A 15,711-nucleotide genomic window follows, 5' to 3' on the forward strand; every position below is an offset into this window, starting at 1 on the left:
CATGCGTGATCATCTTGTGATCGTAACGCATGGTGATGGTGGTCTTACGTGATGGTTGATGAGCGTTGTTGGTCGTTGATGGCATTGATGGTCGTGAACGAGTTCTATTGAGGAGAAATTTGTGGCAGTTAAGTTGCGCCTAGCTCGCACTGGTAAGAAGAAGCAGCCCCACTACCGTATCGTGGCGGCCGATTCGCGGGTTGCTCGCGATGGTCGGTTCCTCGAGATCATCGGCTGGTACTCGCCAAGAAACGAGCCGTCGAAGTTCCACATCGATGTCGATGCGGCAAAGCGCTGGATCGACAAAGGCGCTACCGCCACCGAGCGAGTCTCCAAGATTTTGGAGTTGGCCAACAAAGAGGGTGCACAGTGACCGAACACGACGAGATGGCTGGTGACGAGTCGGCCAACGAAGCGATCGCCAACGACTCCACCGATGGCGACGCCGTCGCCGCAGTGGCAAGCACCAACCAACCGGTTGATGCCGGCCAAAGCCACCAGGATGCTGCCAACGATCAGGACGAGGCTGCTGGCTCCGTGAGCCAGTCGGGTGAGTACATCAGCTCGCTCGTTGGCTATCTGTCGCGCTCGTTGGTGCGTAACGGTCAAGATCAGATCACGGTTCGCCACACCAGTGGTGCCCATGAGGGTGAAGTCAAGGTTTCGGTGACGGTTCCCCAAGGTGAGCTTGGGAAGGTCATTGGGCGCGGAGGCCGCACGGCGACCGCGATCCGCACGATCGTCGGGGCCGCTGCTCAGCGCTCCGGATTGAGCGCCCAGGTGGAGTTCTCGGACGGCAGGCCAGGTGGAGGCCGCGGGGGACGCCCGTCGCGTGGAGGAAACGGTGGTAATCGACGTGGGGGACCACGACGCGACGACCGACCCCGTCGTCAAGGTTGAGGTAGCCCAACTCGGGCGTAGCCACGGGCTCGCGGGCGAGCTGTATTTGAAGCCGCTGAGCGATGTCCCTGATCGGGTACACCCGGGTTTGGTGCTCACGACGAAGTCCGGGCGAAGCGTCACAGTGGTGTCAGTTCGCTCCATCGGTGACCGCCAGCTCGTCAGATTAGAGGGTGTCGACTCCATGGAGGAGGCGAAGCTTCTTGCAGGATCGACGCTCTATGCCGATCCCCTTGAGGATCCACCGGTGACCCTTGTTGGCCAGTTGCTTGGCAAAGCCGTTCTCGATCAACGCGGGGTCGCTCACGGTCTGGTGGTCGCCGTCCAGGCGAACCCAGCGAGTGAGCTCATGGTGCTTGATACCGACGCGCTCGTGCCGACGATCTTTATCACCGATGTTCAGGTTGATCGGGTGACGATCGAGGCACCCGAGGGGCTCTTTGATCTATGACGCTGCGGGTCGCAGTCGTCACCATTTTCCCACAGATGATCGAGGACTACCTCGGATCGTCCTTACTCGGTAGAGCGCTCGAACGATCACTCCTTGAGGTCACGGTCCTCGACCTACGCTCCTACACCGATGACCCTCGTCGCTCCATCGATGATGCTCCCTATGGTGGAGGCCCTGGGATGTTGATGATGCCCGAGCCGATTGTGCGTGCCCTCGGAGATCCGCGCGTGGTTGCACCGGTCATTGGGCTGAGTCCCATCGGAGCGAGGTTTACCCAATCGGACGCTGAGCAGCTGAGCGCACTCGATGGGTTCACGTTGATCTGTGGACGCTACGAGGGCTTTGATGCCCGCATCGAGGAGCGCTGTGATCGGCTGCTCTCGATCGGTGACTTCGTCTTGGCCGGTGGTGAGCTCGCCGCCCTGGTGGTGATCGAAGCGACCGCACGGCTTTTGGCCGGTGTGCTTGGCAATGTGGCGAGTCCACAAGAGGAGTCATTCTCCAAGGAGCTGTTGCTGGAGTACCCCCAGTACACCCGTCCCCGGGTCATCGACGGCGCCGAGGTTCCTGACGTGTTGCTTTCAGGCGATCATGGGGAGGTTGATCGATGGCGCTTAGCGCAGCGGCTGGTGCGTACGATCCAACGGCGTCCGGATCTGATCGCTCGTCGTGGTGGGATCTCCGCCCAAGAGGTCGAGCTCTTACATCGCTACGGGTATGATGAACTGTTGCATATTTTCGACAAGGAGCGTTTCGAGCGATGAAGCCGACCGACATGCTAGACCAGGAGTCCCTTAAGACGGACATCCCCGACTTTGGTCCAGGTGATACCCTCAAGGTCCACGTACGAGTCGTCGAGGGCTCACGAGAGCGCATTCAGGTCTTCCAAGGCGCGGTGATTGCTCGCAATGGCTCTGGCCTTGGCGAGACCTTCACGGTGCGCAAGGTGAGCTTTAGCGTGGGCGTTGAGCGCATCTTCCCGATCCACTCACCGATCATCTCCAAGATCGAAGTTGTCACCCGGGGCGACGTCCGTCGCGCCAAGCTCTATTACCTTCGAGATCGGGTAGGTAAGGCGGCCAAGATCAAAGAGAAGCGATGAACGCCTTTCGTTGGTGTCCGAGGTTTCGGTTGGCATGAGCTCCGAGGATCTCGAGCGATTTGAGACCGAGGTCGAACTCGCCCTCTATCAGGAATATAAGGCAGTACTTCCCCTGTTTAGGTTTGTAGTAGAGACGGAGCGCCGTTTCTACCTAGCCAATGTGGTTACAGTCGAGCCTAAGCAGCAAGAGGGTGTCAATTTTGTCGATGTCGTGCTCGAGGACGCATGGGTCTGGGATATGTATCGCCCAGTCCGGTTCGTCGAGCGAGTACGCGTTATCTCTTTCAAAGATGTCAACATCGAGGAGATTGCAAAACCCGAATCCTAGGCTCCTACAGCGATGGGGATAGATGGACACCTTTACGAAGTTACAGCTCCCGGTGGTGGAGGACCGGCTACACGGTCCCAATCCTGCGGTTTCGCTCAACGCTACCTATTATGAGGGGCAGCGCGTCGTCTACGGGCGCCACTCCAACTCCACTTGGGAGGCCCTTGAGACCCTGATTGGCGAGCTCGAAGGGGGTACTGGCGTATCGTTCGCCTCTGGGCAGGCGGCGATGTTTGCCTCGTCTCTCTTGGCCGAAGGTCGGCTCGTGATCTCAGAGGACACTTACGTTGGTTCTCGCGATCTGGCCAAGTTTATGATCGGGCGTGACCTCAAGCAGTGTACGACCATCAGTGAGTCGGCACTGAGAGAGCCAACCACCATCGATAACCTTGGGCCTGGCGACGTGTTGATGATTGAGTCGCCATCGAACCCGTTGCTCGTCACCTACGACATTGCTGCTCTTGCCAAGGCCGCACACGATCACGGGGCACTGCTCGCTGTTGACAACACGGTTGCCACGCCGGTGTTGCAAAATCCCCTCAGCCTTGGGGCGGACATCGTCGTTCATTCGGCGACCAAGTTCATCTCTGGGCACTCCGATGTCCTTGCCGGGCTCGTGATCGTCGGGGATGAAGCCCTCGCAGAGCGACTATATGAGGTACGGGCGGTGGTTGGATCGGTTATTGGGCCGGTTGAGGCCTATCTCAGTTTCCGGGGCGCCAAGACGCTTGGCGTACGCGTCAAGCACGCGAGTGAGTCCGCTGCGCAGCTCGCGGACAACCTGGTCGAGCGTCTCGGGAGCGACGCGGTCTGTTATCCAGGCTTTGACGATACCCTGGTCGGGCCGGGACGACAACAAAGTGCCGGTGGGGCACTGCTCTCCCTGATTCTTGGCAGTGCTAAGGAGGCTGACCGGTTCGTCGGTGAGCTTAGGGTGTTTCATCACGCGACCTCGCTCGGTGGTGTTGAGAGCCTGGCGGAGCGACGGTCCAAGTATGTGGGTGAGGAGCGACTGCCGGCCGGACTGGTGCGCCTCAGCGTGGGCCTTGAGTCGCCCGACGATCTTTGGGCCGATATCGATCACGCTCTGAGCGTTGCCACCAGACCCTGAGGGTTTGACTAAAGCCTGAACGTAGCAACCAAGCCTTGGGCTCAGCCATCAGGCAGTGGACGTAGCCCCATCAGGCCGGGAACGCAACCATCAGGGCCCTGAATGCAGCACAACCTAACCTTGGGTGCAGCCCCACCAAATCCTCGAGCGGTTGAATGAGTTTGGACGGGGGTGTCGAGGCCGTAGCGTTGTTGATCATCGTCGATTCCCAACAGTGACCAACGCTTAGGAATGTGCCAAGGTGTTCGTTCGGCGTGTTCGTTCAGCGTCGGTGACGATGTTCCCACTCAAGGCAGCGACGGTGCCAGTGGCGTCGTAGCTCGACGTTGTCGATTGGCACCACGACAAAATGGGCGGTACCAGGGCGAATCTCTCCATTGCATCCTGGGCACAGGTAGGACTTGTTGGCCTGATACGGCTGAAGCAGTCGAACGTGTGCCGGTGCGTGAGTGATGGGGTCGATGTCGTTCATGGCCATGGGTGGCGTCGCGCGCTAGAAGTTGGTTAGCGTGGAGCCAATGCTGGGGTCAGACAGCGCGGCTACCTGCGCGATGACCTCGAGGTCGATAGCCTCGGTGAGCGACGGTGCGGCCCGATTCAGGATCGATTTGGTGAGTGCGAGGGCGGTCGGGGACCGTGTCGCGAGCTGCTCGGCCCATGCTAGGGCGTCGGCTTGGACGCGGTCGTCGTCGACCACACGGTTGACGAGCCCCCAATCTATCAACTCATCGCCGACGAGGCGGGTGGCGAAGAAGGCGAGCTCCTTGGCACGATGGAGGCCGATGCGTTGGATCAAGAGTGCGGAGCCACCGTAGTCGAGCGTGAGACCCCGATCAATGAAGATCTCGCTCACCATCGCCGAGCGGCCTGCGATCGCGAGATCACACGCGAGGGCAAGGTTAAGACCTGCGCCAACGGCCACGCCATTGATCGCAGCGATCGTTGGTTTGGCGACCTGGGCCAACGTCCTCGCACAGTGATGAATCCGCCCCAGGTGACCGAGGGGGTTGCGCTCATAGTCGGCCAGTGATTTGAGGTCCGCGCCGGCGCTGAAGCTGTCGTCGGTCCCAGTAAGCACGATCACGCGTACGTTTGGATCCTGGTCGGCCAAAAGCAGTTGGCTGGCCAAATCGTCGAAGTCCTCGAGCCGAAGCGCGTTCTTCTTCTCTGGGCGATTGATGGTCAGTACTGCGGTCGTGTCGTGGTCGACTCGCTCGATGACACCCACGGGTTAGCTCTTGCGGATCGAGATGGGTACGTACCCACCAGTGCCGAGGCGGGCGCTTGCTTCAAAATCGATGGAGGTGTCGATGTCTCCATCCACACTCGTGACCCAGGGGAGCTTGGCCTTCAAGATGCGCTCGACGCCGAGCTTGACGGTCGTCGTCGAGATGGCACAGCTCGAACAGGCCCCGGAGAGTCCGACCACGACCTTGCCGGTCTCCGTGTCAACGGAAGCCAGATAGAGGTCGCCGCCGTCGGCTTGGACGGCTGGGCGCAACTTGGCGAGCAACGCCTCAAGCTGGGCCTTTCGCTCGTCGGCGGCATTCGTCACGGAGAGACTCATCAGTGCTCGTATCGCTTGAACGAGGCGGCAATCTCGTCTTGTGCCTGGCCGAGATCGCGCCAGCCCTCGATGGTCACCGACTTGCCTGGCTCAAGATCCTTGTAGTGGCCGAAGAAGTGCTCCACCTCATCGCGGATGTGAGTCGGGATATCGTCAAGCTTTTGGTAGCGTTCGTAGCGGACATCTTTGGCCGGCACGCCGAGGATCTTGACATCACGGCCGTTCTCGTCGGACATGATGAAGCAGGCAACCGGGCGGGTTTTGACGTGACACCCCGGGAAGGTCGGTACGTCGACGAGCAAGAGGATGTCGAGTGGATCGCCGTCTTCGCCCAGCGTGTCATCGATGTAGCCATAGTCAAGTGGATAGCTCATCGGCGTAAAGAGGGTGCGATCCAACCAAACGGCTCCGGTCTCGTGGTCGACTTCGTACTTATTCTTGGATCCTCGTGGGATCTCGATAACCGCTGTGATCGGGTCCATCGCTTCTACTCCTTCATTGAGGTACCCCATTATTCTACCTGCCCTGATAGGCTGGTAGACAAATCACTCTATGCCTACAAAGCGTTTACCTTCACTGCTGCTAGCCGTCGTCGCCGGTGTGGGTGTCGCGAACACGTATTACCTGCAGCCTTTGCTGCACGTCGTCTCTGTGTCGCTGCACCTCTCTGGTGGTAACGCCGGTTTTCTGATCACCGTCACCCAGGCGGGGTTCGTCGTTGGCCTTGCCGTGTTGCTGCCGTTGGGCGACCGTTTCGACCGCCGCTTTTTGATCGTATTGACACTGTTGTTGGCTGGGATCTTTGATCTTGGAGCTGGACTTGTCACTGGCACGATTCCGCTTGGGGCGTCGCTAATCGGAGTTGGGATCTTCTCGGTGGTGGCACAGTTGGCCGTCACCTACGTTGCGGCCGCGGCCCCAATTGAGACTCGTTCCTCAGAGATCGCGAAGGTGATGGCCGGCCTGTTGGCGGGTATCGTCCTGGCGCGCACCTACTCGGGAGCCCTCTCCGATCTCGCTGGTTATCACAGCGTGTTCTTGGTCGCAGCGGGGGCGTCGGTGGTGCTCGCGATCATCGTCTGGGTGCGACTGCCAGTCGAGGAGCCAAAGCATCCGTTGACGGTGGTAGCGATGTGGCGCGATGGCATCAATCTCTTGCGGTCTGAGCCGATTCTGCGGCTTCGTTCTTTTCTTGGCATGTTGAGCTTTGGTTCGTTCTCGATTTTCTGGACCACCATGGCATTTGCTCTCTCGGCGCACCCGTATCACCTCAGTTCAGGGCTGATCGGTCTCTTCGGCTTTGCCGGGCTGGCCGGAGTCTTGTCAGCTCGGGCTGTTGGTGCGCTCGCTGATCGTGGTCATACAGCCCTGACCACGGTGGCGTCGTTTGGGTTGATTGCGCTCTCCTACTTTGCCTTCTATCTGACGCATGACTCTCTGATGATCTTCATCGTCTTGACCGCGACGCTCGACGCCGGTATCCAGGGGGCTCAGCTGTCCAATCAGAGCCTGATCTACCAGCTTGCACCAGGTGCACAAGGGCGCATCACGATGGTCTACATGGTCTTTTACTTTGTAGGTGGCGTACTCGGATCTAGCCTTGCCTCTGTTTTGTATGGGATCGGCGGTTGGGGAGCTGTCACGATCGCGGGTACGATAGCTGGTGTGCTGGGCCTAGTCGTTTGGGGTGTCTTGGCGACCCGTGAACGACGATGGGTGAGTGCGATCGATCATGGCGATGGAGCGATCCAGGCGAGGCAAGAGTGTGACTAAACAAGTACCAGTTGAACAGCTGGCGACCATCGGTCGCCGTATCGAGGCCTTTGTGTTCGATGCGATTGTCGTGTTCTTTGGGAGTTTAATCCTGCAGCTGCTACTCGGTGGGATGGGGGGGCTTGAGAACCCGATCTTTTCCGTCGTTCGGTTGCAGATGGGCGTGGTCGTCTACACCATCAATATCATCTTGATCGTGGCATACTTCGTCGCGTTACGCGCACTCCTTGGGGGTCAGACCCTTGGTGCTCGTGCCGCGCATGTGCGCGTAGTAGCCGTTGAGGGCTATGAACTCGACCCCGTCAATGCGTTCATCAGATTGGTTGTCGCATTCGTCTCTCTGGTCGTCATCTTCCTTGGCTATCTCCCTGCGCTGTTCGATCCCGAGCGAAGAACCCTTCAGGATCGAATCGCTCACACCATCGTGGTCCGCGAATCGATCGGTGGACCTGGGACCGCTGGGGAGTGAAGAGCTTGAGCAGATCCACCTCCGTCATGTTGTGAATACATAGACCTCGCTCATGACCAGGGATGTCTGCCGTGGATTGGGGAATTATTGGCGGGGCAAGGTTGACTTCGCTCCGAGTAAATCATCACAAGGATCACGGTATCGTGGGTGTGCTCTCGCTGGGTCGGTAACTGGTGCCGCCAGCGCGGGACGCTCTCCATCGGTGGCATCGTTGACAGGAGCCGAGTACGCAATGGCGAAGGGATTGTGTGAACGTGAGCGCCGACATGATCAGGTCATGGCCGCGCAGTTACGAGGAGCCTTTGAGTCTGAGCGGCCTTCGGTGCTGTGAGGCTAGCACCGTCAGGAGGCCGATGCTGGCAAAGAATCCGCACACGATCGATCGTGTAGGAGATGATGGTGGCACCGGACTTACGCCGCTGTTGTCAATAGGTCCTCCGTTCGTCGGTTCTCTTCCCAACCGACATGGCATCCGTTGGCATCGGTTTCTAGCGACACAACCTCGTATCACATGGAGGTGGGATACGTCTGACACTTGAACGTCGTGACGACTTGTTATACGTCAACATCCAACCATGGCTGTTGTATCGAATGGGGTTACGTGTGTCGCTGGCGGTCAGTGACACTACTGAGGGAGGTTTGCGATATGCGCAGGAGTTCGAGGCGTCATGCCGTCAGAGTTGGGGTAGCCATGCTTGGCCTCGTCGGTCTTGTCGCCGCTGGTGGTAGCACCGCACTCACGTCCTCGACAACGACCTCGGCTACAGCGCCGGTCGTTGCAACGGGTTCAATGGCCAAGGGAGGGTACGAACTCGCCGGAGCTGATGGCGGGGTATTCAACTTTGGTAGCGCCCAATTCCATGGCAACACATACTCCGACGGCCTCACCGGCCTCACCGGAGCGCACCCACTGGCCGCTCCAATCGTCGGCATTGCGGCGACGCCTAATGGTCAGGGCTACTGGTTGGTCGGAGCTGATGGCGGGGTATTTAACTTCGGCGACGCCCCATTCCACGGGAGCACCTATTCGGACGGCGTGACCGGTCTCGGTGGAAGTCATCCCTTGTCCTCGGCAGTAGTTGCAATCGAGTCCACCCAAGATGGCTTAGGGTATCGAGTTGTGACCAAGGCGGGGATGGTTTACGATTTTGGTTCGGCCAACTTTGATGGTGATACCTTCTCGTTAGGTCTTACAGGATTGACCGGTCGCCACCCACTGGCCGCTCCAATCGTCGGCATAGCGCAGTGAGGCATTCAAGGGCCCTAATCTTTTGAAGCGACCACCCGCCCACCGCGGATGGGTCCTTCGTTACCAAGGGTGTGGGCCACGCCTGCACTAGGACGGCCGAGCGTATCAGATGATGGGTGAAGGCGATGTTAGCAGTATTGCGCTCGGGCGCTTGTTTGGCACCTTCAGGGCTCATGTTGGCGACGCTGGTGTGGCTCCATGGCAAGCGGGTGAATTCAAGGGTGGTTTGGACGCTGGCAGATGTGAGTGATGACTGGTGGTCTGCCCAACCGATCGCCAATCGGTGATCCACGCTGGATCCGGCGGCAGCCTCCGTGATCTCGTCTAGCGTAGGATGGATGTCCCCAGGTGATGGTATCTGGGAGTCACTAGTGCGGGAGGAGGCATGACGCTAGTTCACGAGGTCGTTCAAACGGAGATGGAGCTACAGCGTCTTGAGGCCGCCCGGCACGACTCTGCCCTCCGTGATGCTCGTCGAGTGGCCAAGCAGGCTATCGTCGATCTCGAGAAGCAGATCGACATACTGGAGGCGGCCAGCATCGCGGCCACGGCCCGTGCCGAGGAGCTTGCCGGCGAACAGGCTGAGCTCTCCACGAGGCTACGCCGCGTGCGTTCTGCTGATGGGACAAGTGACTACCGGCAAGCCACCCAGATCGAACACGAACTCGAGGTTCTCACGGCGAAACTCGATGCCGTCGAGGAGGCTGAGCTCGAATTGATGGAGCAGTCCGAGGAGCGCCAGACTCGGCTCGGTGTGCTGGCAGAAGAGCTCGCTACCAAGCGCCAAGAGCTAGCGTTGCTCCTGGCCGATCAGGAACGACAACAGTTGATGTTGACCGATGCGATCGAGGCAAAGGCGCAAGAGTTGAATGCGTTGATCGATCAACTCGATGCGACGACGTCGGCCGCCATCCGGGCTGCTCGTGACCGTGGCGCAATTCCAGCGTTAGCATTTGTCCATGGTGGGTATTGCGGCAATTGTCACATGGCGCTCTCGAATGCCCTGCGTGGACGTGTTGTTACCCAGCAGGCGACGCTGCAGCGTTGCGAAGAGTGTGGCGTCCTCCTGGTGGCAGAGGACGAAGGGGATCGATAGGCGGGGTTCTGTCCAGCTTGCGCTTGGGTGATCATCCATCTACGCGGCCTACCACGAGTCATAACGGACGGGCAGCCCTAACTCAAATTTGGCCTTGCTCCGGGTGGGGTTTGCCAAGCCGATTCCGTCACCGGAATCGCTGGTGCGCTCTTACCGCACCGTTTCACCCTTACCTTCCACAACACGCCTCGAGGCATAGTTGGGATGGCGGTCTGTTCTCTGTTGCACTTTCCTGCGAGTCACCTCGACTGGCCGTTAGCCAGCACCCTGCCCTGTGGAGCCCCGACCTTCCTCAGAGCTTGTGCTCCGCGATCACCTGATCCCCTTCGTTGGAGTATTCTAGGGTCGCTGGTTTGCCATGCGGGCCTCTCCTTGGCTAAACTAAGCCACGTGGTACCGAAAGAAAGCGGGGCGTAGTGGACACCGAGATCCATCGAATTCCAAAGCCGATTGCGGCGTTGCTTGTACTGATCGCGGTCATTGTGATCGTGATGATCGGAGGAGCGTTAGCACAGCAGGGGTCGCTGGGTGAGCGATCGTGGCAGTACCCCGCGGTTGGACATACCGTGAACGGATACGCTGGTGCGCCGGTTGGTTCGCCCATCTATCGTCCACAGCAGTAAGTGGTCACGTAGCGCCCTATTGTGTGGTTTGCCCGGAAGGCTAGCTGGCGCTTTGGTGATTTCACCTGTTCGTTGGCTCCTCTTAGGTAAGTAAGACTCCTACACGTCGTGACCCCCACCTGATGATGATGGCTGCATTGAGCCTTCAGGTGCCTGTATCGGGATTGGGGTGGTTCGATCAGTCGCATGAGCTTTATCCGACTGTATTTCGTTATTCGTGTGGGTCTGGCGAAAATTCTGCGTGTTAGTGGTTTTCTTTGGGGACTAATACATCTAAGGCTGGCCGGGGCGTGTTGCCAGATTGCGATCAGTGTCGTGAGTTCTCGGCGATGGTTGGCATACAACCAAATCGACTATGGTATGCGATTCTCTCAATCTGGCGCGTTGGCTGGTTTCAACGTTCGAGGAAAGTCGGAGGGAACGCGATGGCATCGTATCGCGACACCGTCTTGGAACGCAGTTGTCTTAGGGCCACACCGTCTTTAGCATGTTTGTTGGGTCCCCGTGGGAGTGAGGAGACGAAAAATGGGGTCTACCCTGATTAAGGGGACGAACGGTGGGTAGGGATCGACTCTCAGGGTTTACATTTGTGCCACCAGGTATTCGTGATGCCGGTTCATTAACCGGCCGCTCATTCACCCAAGACGATGCGCAACTGCTCTATGATGGGGTGATCGCATCGCAGAGAGAGTTGATTCCATGGATGGCCTGGGCAAGGGGCTATCAATTTGACATGGCGGTAGCGTTCGCACGATATAACACCGTGGTAAAGGGCGCAAAAGTTACCGAGGTCTCTTACGTCGCCTGTGATGACCAGCATCCGTTCTTGGGCTCCTTTGGCCTGCACGCCCGCCTGGGTCCTGGCGAACTTGAAATCGGCTACTGGGTGGATTCACGTTCTACTCGGCGAGGCATCGGCACACAGATGGCAGCCCTCTTGACCGAGGCTGCCTTCACGATTCAGGGGATCGAGGCGGTAGAGATCCATCATGATCGTGCCAACCATGCCTCTGGAGGCATTCCACGAAGACTCGGCTATCAGCGTATCGGATCCCAAGAACGCGAACCAGAGGCTCCAGGCGAAAAGGGCGTCGAAATGCTGTGGCGCATGGAATGCGATGATTGGCCAACTAGCCCCGGCGCCCAGCTGTTGACCAGCATCCGAGAGGGTCCTTAGGTCGCAGCCCACGGCTCGTGACTCCTGATGTGTTGGGTGTTGAACGTTGAGGCCTAACCAGGGACTACACGCTTTGCCAATCACGCATATGTTGTGTACCAATGCGTCACGGGGGCAGATGCCATATTACAACGACATAACACACCCCCATGGCCCAAGGATGACGCCCTAGCCTCCCAAGCCGACATGCTCGGAACCTTGATCATCATTGGATCTGATCGTCGACGACGGTTCGACGGCAGCTATCAGAGAAGTCCTCGATCCCAAGCTGTCGATCGATTCTCCAGGAGCGGCGCCGAGAACACAGTCAGGATTCGTCCTCAATTGGAACAAGGACGTAAACAGCTACTACGCCTGAGCCGCGAACAGTGCTGAACCCCCAGACCCAACAAGAGTATCGGCCCCTCGTTCATGCGATCAACTTCGCCTCAAGGAGTCACTTGCCGTCCTGGCCGTTCACCATCGCTCGTTGGTCGAGCGCTATTCGCCCGTCGGTGGCAACACCTTGTTGCGTGAGTTTTCAGCGTTGGTGGCCTGGTATTCGTTCATCGCTCGAGCAAGCGCTGGGTTGTGTATGGCCAGGATCCGGATGGCGAGGAGGCCCGCGTTGGCCCCATTGTTGATGCCAACCGTAGCTACCGGAACACCTCGGGGCATCTGTACGATCGAGAGGAGCGAGTCAAGACCCTCAAGAGATGCCAAACGGATCGGGACGCCGACGACCGGTAGGACGGTGGCGGATGCAACCATCCCTGGGAGATGAGCAGCACCCCCAGCACCAGCGATGATCACCCGGTAACCGGCCTCGTAGGCGCTGCTGGCGAAGGCAAGCATGTCGTGGGGGGTGCGATGAGCCGAGAGAACGCGGGCCTCGACGCTTACGCTAAAGGAGTTACAGATCTCAATCGCCTGGGCCATGACTGGGTAGTCCGAGTCTGAGCCCATGACGACCGCTATGTCGACGGGATTAGTCAATGGCGATGATCCTTTCACGAACGCGATGGGCGAGCTGTGAAGCCGTTGCCACATTGGCGGCGGTGGCGGTGACATGGCCGACTTTGCGTCCCTTTCTCCCCGTCTTGCCGTAGAGGTGGAGCCGTGTGTTGGGAGCCACCTGGTAGTCCTCCAGCGGGTTGATGTTCCCAATCAGATTCACCATCGCGGCCGGGGTGATGAAGTTAGTTGGGCCCAGTGGTAGTCCTGCGACGGCACGAAGGTGGTTTTCGAACTGCGAGGTCGAGGCAGCTTCGATCGTGAGGTGTCCACTGTTGTGGACGCGGGGAGCGATCTCGTTGACGTAGAGCTTCCCGCCGACGACGAAGAACTCCACGGCTAAGACACCAATAGCGCCAAGCTCGCGGGCGATCGCAGAGGCCATCGCCTGGGCTCGCTCATCTAAGTCGGCGGTGGTTGTTGGGGGCCACTGCACCTCGACGCAGATGCCATCGCGTTGGATGGTACGAACCGGAGGGTAGGTGGCGACGTTGCCATCGATGGAGGAGACGGTCAAAACGGCTAGTTCGTCCTCGACATCAAGGAGGTCTTCGATGAGCCACTCTACGTTGTCGTTCACGAGCGGTTCAAGATCTTTCGCCTCGTTGATCCAACGGACCCCACGGCCGTCATAGCCGCCGGTGATGGCCTTGGCGATGCAGGGATCAACAAAGGCAGTGTCTCGGTTCAGTTTGGCAAAGTGGGGGATCGGGAGTTTGAGGCGGCCAAAGAGCTCTCGCTGGGCGAGTTTGTTTGCAGCGACCTCCATCGTCTTGACCGATGGCCGTAGGCAGACACCGGCATCTTCGAGTTTGTGCAGTGTCTCGATGGGCGTGAGCTCGTGTTCGAAGGTGAGGACGTCGACGCCGGAGGCGAACCGGGTGATGGTGTCAAAGTCCAAGTCCCCAACGACCACGTTGGCTGCGAGTCCGCGGATGCCCTCGTCGGCCTCGCGCACGAGGAAACTGACCTCGATATCGATATCGACAGCCGCTTGAAATAGCATCCGAGCGAGTTGGCCACCTCCGATGATGCCAAGACGTGGCGTCATCGTAACAGGCTCCCTGGTGTGGTCAAGTCTGGCTCAACGGCGAGCAGTACCTGAGTTGGGGCTGTGCATTTGGCCATAAGGCCCCTTTCGTTTTGCATCGGCAGGTACGAATATAGCGTCACTGAATCTGCTAGCCTACAAGGAAGATGGGTTGAGATCGGGGTTTGGCGTGTATCTGATTGCCATGTCGATGGTTATTGTGAAAGCGGGGTCGTTGCTCGGCTACGTCGTCGACAACTGGCACATCGATTGGTATGCAGTGATTCTGTGTGGGCTTCCAGTGGCGGCCTATTGGCGAGGTCATGTCCGTCGAATGCGCCAGTCGATGGCTCCGGAGATCCGAGCCGGTTATGAGCGCCGTGCACTTGCCATGGTGGTGGCAAACGTGCTCATGGCCGTTGGCTTCTTCTCACCGATTCCTGTGTGGGCGATGGTCTATCAGTGGGTCCACATGATCTGGCACCTTGACCTCATGGTCTTTGCTCCGCCGTTCCTCATCATGGCTGACCCATGGTCGGAGATGGCTGATGGTGTGCCGGCACCGCTCATGCAGTGGATGCGCGAACAGTATCACTCGCTGGCCGCCAGAGAGCGACTGGCCAAGGTTGCACGGGTTGTGAGTTCGCCGTGGGCTGCGGTGGTAGCGTTCGATTCAGCCATGTGGATATGGCACATACCCGCGCCATTCGATTGGGCAATGCAGTCGTCGGGGAGGATGGAGCTCATGATGTTCTCCTTCTTCTTTGCTGGCGTGTTCATGTGGTACGTCGCGATCGATCAGGGTAAACGCCGATATCATGAAAATGGAATCCTTCGATTCGCCCACATCGCATCGGTGTCGATGTCGTGCATGATACTGGCGATCTTGCTGGGACTCTCCTCGGGAGCCTGGTATTCGGCCTTTGACTGGGCGATGGGAACCTATCGCACGATGTCACTCCTGGCTGATCAACAGATCGCGTCAGGGATCCTGTGGGTCTTCGGAGTCATCCCTTGGTTCCTCGCCGGCATCGTTGTTTTGCGAGACACACTCAACGATGAGGAGCATGGAGTCAATAACTTCTCAGATACCTTCCGCAGCTTTATTCTGCGCCGGGTTCGAGTGGCCAGTGCTGCCAGGGTGCCAGAACGTCAGAATGCTACGTTGGACGCTAACTCGGCGGATTCGTAACGCCAGGGTCGCCTCGGAAATCTACACCTGGGTGATCGTTGGCCGTGGGTGTGGGAGTGAACTTCGAACTTCGCAGGGCTACTCGGTCTGACTGGAGGTTGGCCGAACGCGAGGGTTGGTCGAGTTCGTAGAACCCTCCAAGATAGTGAGGCGGTTCCTGCCGAGGCGATCTGATCCGTCCAGTGCACGATTCCCCTCGACGGTAGCTGGGCCGCCAGCCCCGCTGATCCTGTGGTCGGCAGCAGATCTCGGCTAAGCAACCCCGTCGCCGGGGCCAACATGCTGACCAAGCGAGTCGACGCACAGAGGAAAGCCGTAGACCGTGTCTTGAAGTCTTTGAAGCCCACCCCAACGATCAGCGTGTTGTGGCTCATTCTCGTTACCTCGCCCACGGGGCCTGTTGCTGCGGTCCTCCGCAGCACCTCCACCGTCGAGACTACTATCCCGGACCTAAGCCTAACCCCCCGACCGATAGCACCGTCTATCAGGTACGTTGTCGTGGATCAGTGCTTTGGTTCGCTCCACTTACCTCCAATGGTGATTGGAATCGGTGATCCAATGAGTTCAAAGACTCGACGCTGTAAGGGAGTTGGCACCGAGAGCTGTTCTATCTGGACGCCTTGACCAAATTCAACCGTGTTTCTCGTCAG

General features: G+C 58.7%; 19 protein-coding genes and 1 other RNA gene. 13 read left to right on the forward strand and 7 right to left on the reverse strand.

Features of this window, described 5'->3' with window-relative positions:
* The first annotated feature begins 121 nt into the window (after nucleotides 1-121).
* From rpsP to MP439_09100, 7 genes are read left to right on the forward strand one after another with little or no spacing between them, the layout of a single operon-like run.
* Complete coding sequence (gene rpsP, locus MP439_09070) at nucleotides 122-373, forward strand: 30S ribosomal protein S16 (protein ID MCI2976210.1); 252 nt, start codon at nucleotides 122-124, stop codon at nucleotides 371-373.
* A complete protein-coding gene (locus tag MP439_09075; GenBank protein ID MCI2976211.1) occupies nucleotides 370-900 on the forward strand; it encodes a KH domain-containing protein in 531 nt (176 codons plus the stop codon). Before rpsP ends, MP439_09075 begins: the two co-directional genes overlap by 4 nt.
* The gene (locus MP439_09080; GenBank protein ID MCI2976212.1) at nucleotides 845-1,351 is read left to right on the forward strand and encodes a hypothetical protein; all 507 of its coding nucleotides are present in this window, start codon (nucleotides 845-847) and stop codon (nucleotides 1,349-1,351) included. The genes MP439_09075 and MP439_09080 overlap by 56 nt, the downstream gene beginning before the upstream one ends.
* Complete coding sequence (gene trmD / locus MP439_09085; GenBank protein ID MCI2976213.1) at nucleotides 1,348-2,115, forward strand: tRNA (guanosine(37)-N1)-methyltransferase TrmD; 768 nt, start codon at nucleotides 1,348-1,350, stop codon at nucleotides 2,113-2,115. The genes MP439_09080 and trmD overlap by 4 nt, the downstream gene beginning before the upstream one ends.
* Nucleotides 2,112-2,453: a 50S ribosomal protein L19 gene (gene rplS, locus MP439_09090; GenBank protein ID MCI2976214.1), complete on the forward strand. Its 342-nt coding sequence runs from the start codon at nucleotides 2,112-2,114 to the stop codon at nucleotides 2,451-2,453. Before trmD ends, rplS begins: the two co-directional genes overlap by 4 nt.
* 34 nt (nucleotides 2,454-2,487) lie before the next feature.
* Nucleotides 2,488-2,781 (forward strand): DUF2469 domain-containing protein, encoded by a 294-nt coding sequence (locus tag MP439_09095; GenBank protein ID MCI2976215.1) that lies wholly within the window; start codon nucleotides 2,488-2,490, stop codon nucleotides 2,779-2,781.
* A gap of 22 nt (nucleotides 2,782-2,803) precedes the next feature.
* The gene (locus tag MP439_09100) at nucleotides 2,804-3,892 is read left to right on the forward strand and encodes a PLP-dependent aspartate aminotransferase family protein (protein ID MCI2976216.1); all 1,089 of its coding nucleotides are present in this window, start codon (nucleotides 2,804-2,806) and stop codon (nucleotides 3,890-3,892) included.
* Between the two features lie 493 nt (nucleotides 3,893-4,385).
* Here MP439_09100 and MP439_09105 read toward each other — a convergent pair whose 3' ends face one another.
* Genes MP439_09105 through MP439_09115 form a run of 3 tightly spaced genes read right to left on the reverse strand, consistent with a single transcriptional unit; the run spans nucleotide 4,386 to nucleotide 5,941 of the window.
* On the reverse strand, nucleotides 4,386-5,120 hold the full coding sequence (locus tag MP439_09105) for an enoyl-CoA hydratase-related protein (GenBank protein ID MCI2976217.1): 735 nt from the start codon (nucleotides 5,118-5,120) through the stop codon (nucleotides 4,386-4,388).
* A gap of 3 nt (nucleotides 5,121-5,123) precedes the next feature.
* Nucleotides 5,124-5,459, reverse strand: a complete 336-nt coding sequence (locus MP439_09110; GenBank protein ID MCI2976218.1) for a NifU family protein — start codon at nucleotides 5,457-5,459, stop codon at nucleotides 5,124-5,126.
* Nucleotides 5,459-5,941 (reverse strand): inorganic diphosphatase, encoded by a 483-nt coding sequence (locus MP439_09115; GenBank protein MCI2976219.1) that lies wholly within the window; start codon nucleotides 5,939-5,941, stop codon nucleotides 5,459-5,461. Before MP439_09115 ends, MP439_09110 begins: the two co-directional genes overlap by 1 nt.
* A 70-nt stretch (nucleotides 5,942-6,011) precedes the next feature.
* Between MP439_09115 and MP439_09120 the strand changes: the two genes are divergently transcribed.
* The 3 genes from MP439_09120 (at nucleotide 6,012) to MP439_09130 (ending at nucleotide 8,950) form a co-directional block, all read left to right on the forward strand.
* Nucleotides 6,012-7,232, forward strand: a complete 1,221-nt coding sequence (locus tag MP439_09120; protein ID MCI2976220.1) for an MFS transporter — start codon at nucleotides 6,012-6,014, stop codon at nucleotides 7,230-7,232.
* Nucleotides 7,225-7,701 carry an RDD family protein gene (locus MP439_09125; GenBank protein MCI2976221.1) on the forward strand — a complete coding sequence of 159 codons (477 nt, stop codon included), beginning with the start codon at nucleotides 7,225-7,227 and terminating at the stop codon, nucleotides 7,699-7,701. The genes MP439_09120 and MP439_09125 overlap by 8 nt, the downstream gene beginning before the upstream one ends.
* Before the next feature lie 646 nt (nucleotides 7,702-8,347).
* A complete protein-coding gene (locus tag MP439_09130; protein ID MCI2976222.1) occupies nucleotides 8,348-8,950 on the forward strand; it encodes a hypothetical protein in 603 nt (200 codons plus the stop codon).
* Nucleotides 8,951-9,548: 598 nt separating this feature from the next.
* Here MP439_09130 and MP439_09135 read toward each other — a convergent pair.
* Together MP439_09135 and rnpB are read right to left on the reverse strand one after the other, a co-directional pair.
* Nucleotides 9,549-9,737: a hypothetical protein gene (locus MP439_09135; GenBank protein ID MCI2976223.1), complete on the reverse strand. Its 189-nt coding sequence runs from the start codon at nucleotides 9,735-9,737 to the stop codon at nucleotides 9,549-9,551.
* Between the two features lie 290 nt (nucleotides 9,738-10,027).
* An RNA gene (gene rnpB, locus MP439_09140) (RNase P RNA component class A) lies at nucleotides 10,028-10,374 on the reverse strand.
* 88 nt (nucleotides 10,375-10,462) lie between these two features.
* Between rnpB and MP439_09145 the strand changes: the two genes are divergently transcribed.
* Together MP439_09145 and MP439_09150 are read left to right on the forward strand one after the other, a co-directional pair.
* Entirely contained in the window at nucleotides 10,463-10,669 is a 207-nt protein-coding gene (locus MP439_09145) for a hypothetical protein (protein MCI2976224.1), read from the forward strand.
* Nucleotides 10,670-11,225: 556 nt separating this feature from the next.
* Entirely contained in the window at nucleotides 11,226-11,846 is a 621-nt protein-coding gene (locus MP439_09150) for a GNAT family N-acetyltransferase (GenBank protein MCI2976225.1), read from the forward strand.
* 480 nt (nucleotides 11,847-12,326) lie between these two features.
* Here MP439_09150 and purE read toward each other — a convergent pair whose 3' ends face one another.
* Both purE and MP439_09160 read right to left on the reverse strand, forming a co-directional pair.
* Nucleotides 12,327-12,791 (reverse strand): 5-(carboxyamino)imidazole ribonucleotide mutase, encoded by a 465-nt coding sequence (gene purE / locus MP439_09155; protein ID MCI2976226.1) that lies wholly within the window; start codon nucleotides 12,789-12,791, stop codon nucleotides 12,327-12,329.
* Nucleotides 12,792-12,813: 22 nt separating this feature from the next.
* The gene (locus MP439_09160) at nucleotides 12,814-13,890 is read right to left on the reverse strand and encodes a 5-(carboxyamino)imidazole ribonucleotide synthase (GenBank protein ID MCI2976227.1); all 1,077 of its coding nucleotides are present in this window, start codon (nucleotides 13,888-13,890) and stop codon (nucleotides 12,814-12,816) included.
* A gap of 190 nt (nucleotides 13,891-14,080) precedes the next feature.
* Here MP439_09160 and MP439_09165 point away from each other — a divergent pair, with 190 nt between their 5' ends.
* Nucleotides 14,081-15,061 (forward strand): cytochrome c oxidase assembly protein, encoded by a 981-nt coding sequence (locus MP439_09165; GenBank protein ID MCI2976228.1) that lies wholly within the window; start codon nucleotides 14,081-14,083, stop codon nucleotides 15,059-15,061.
* Nucleotides 15,062-15,711: the final 650 nt, after the last annotated feature.

Source organism: Ferrimicrobium sp., assembly GCA_022690815.1.
Taxonomy (GTDB): Bacteria; Actinomycetota; Acidimicrobiia; order Acidimicrobiales; family Acidimicrobiaceae; genus Ferrimicrobium.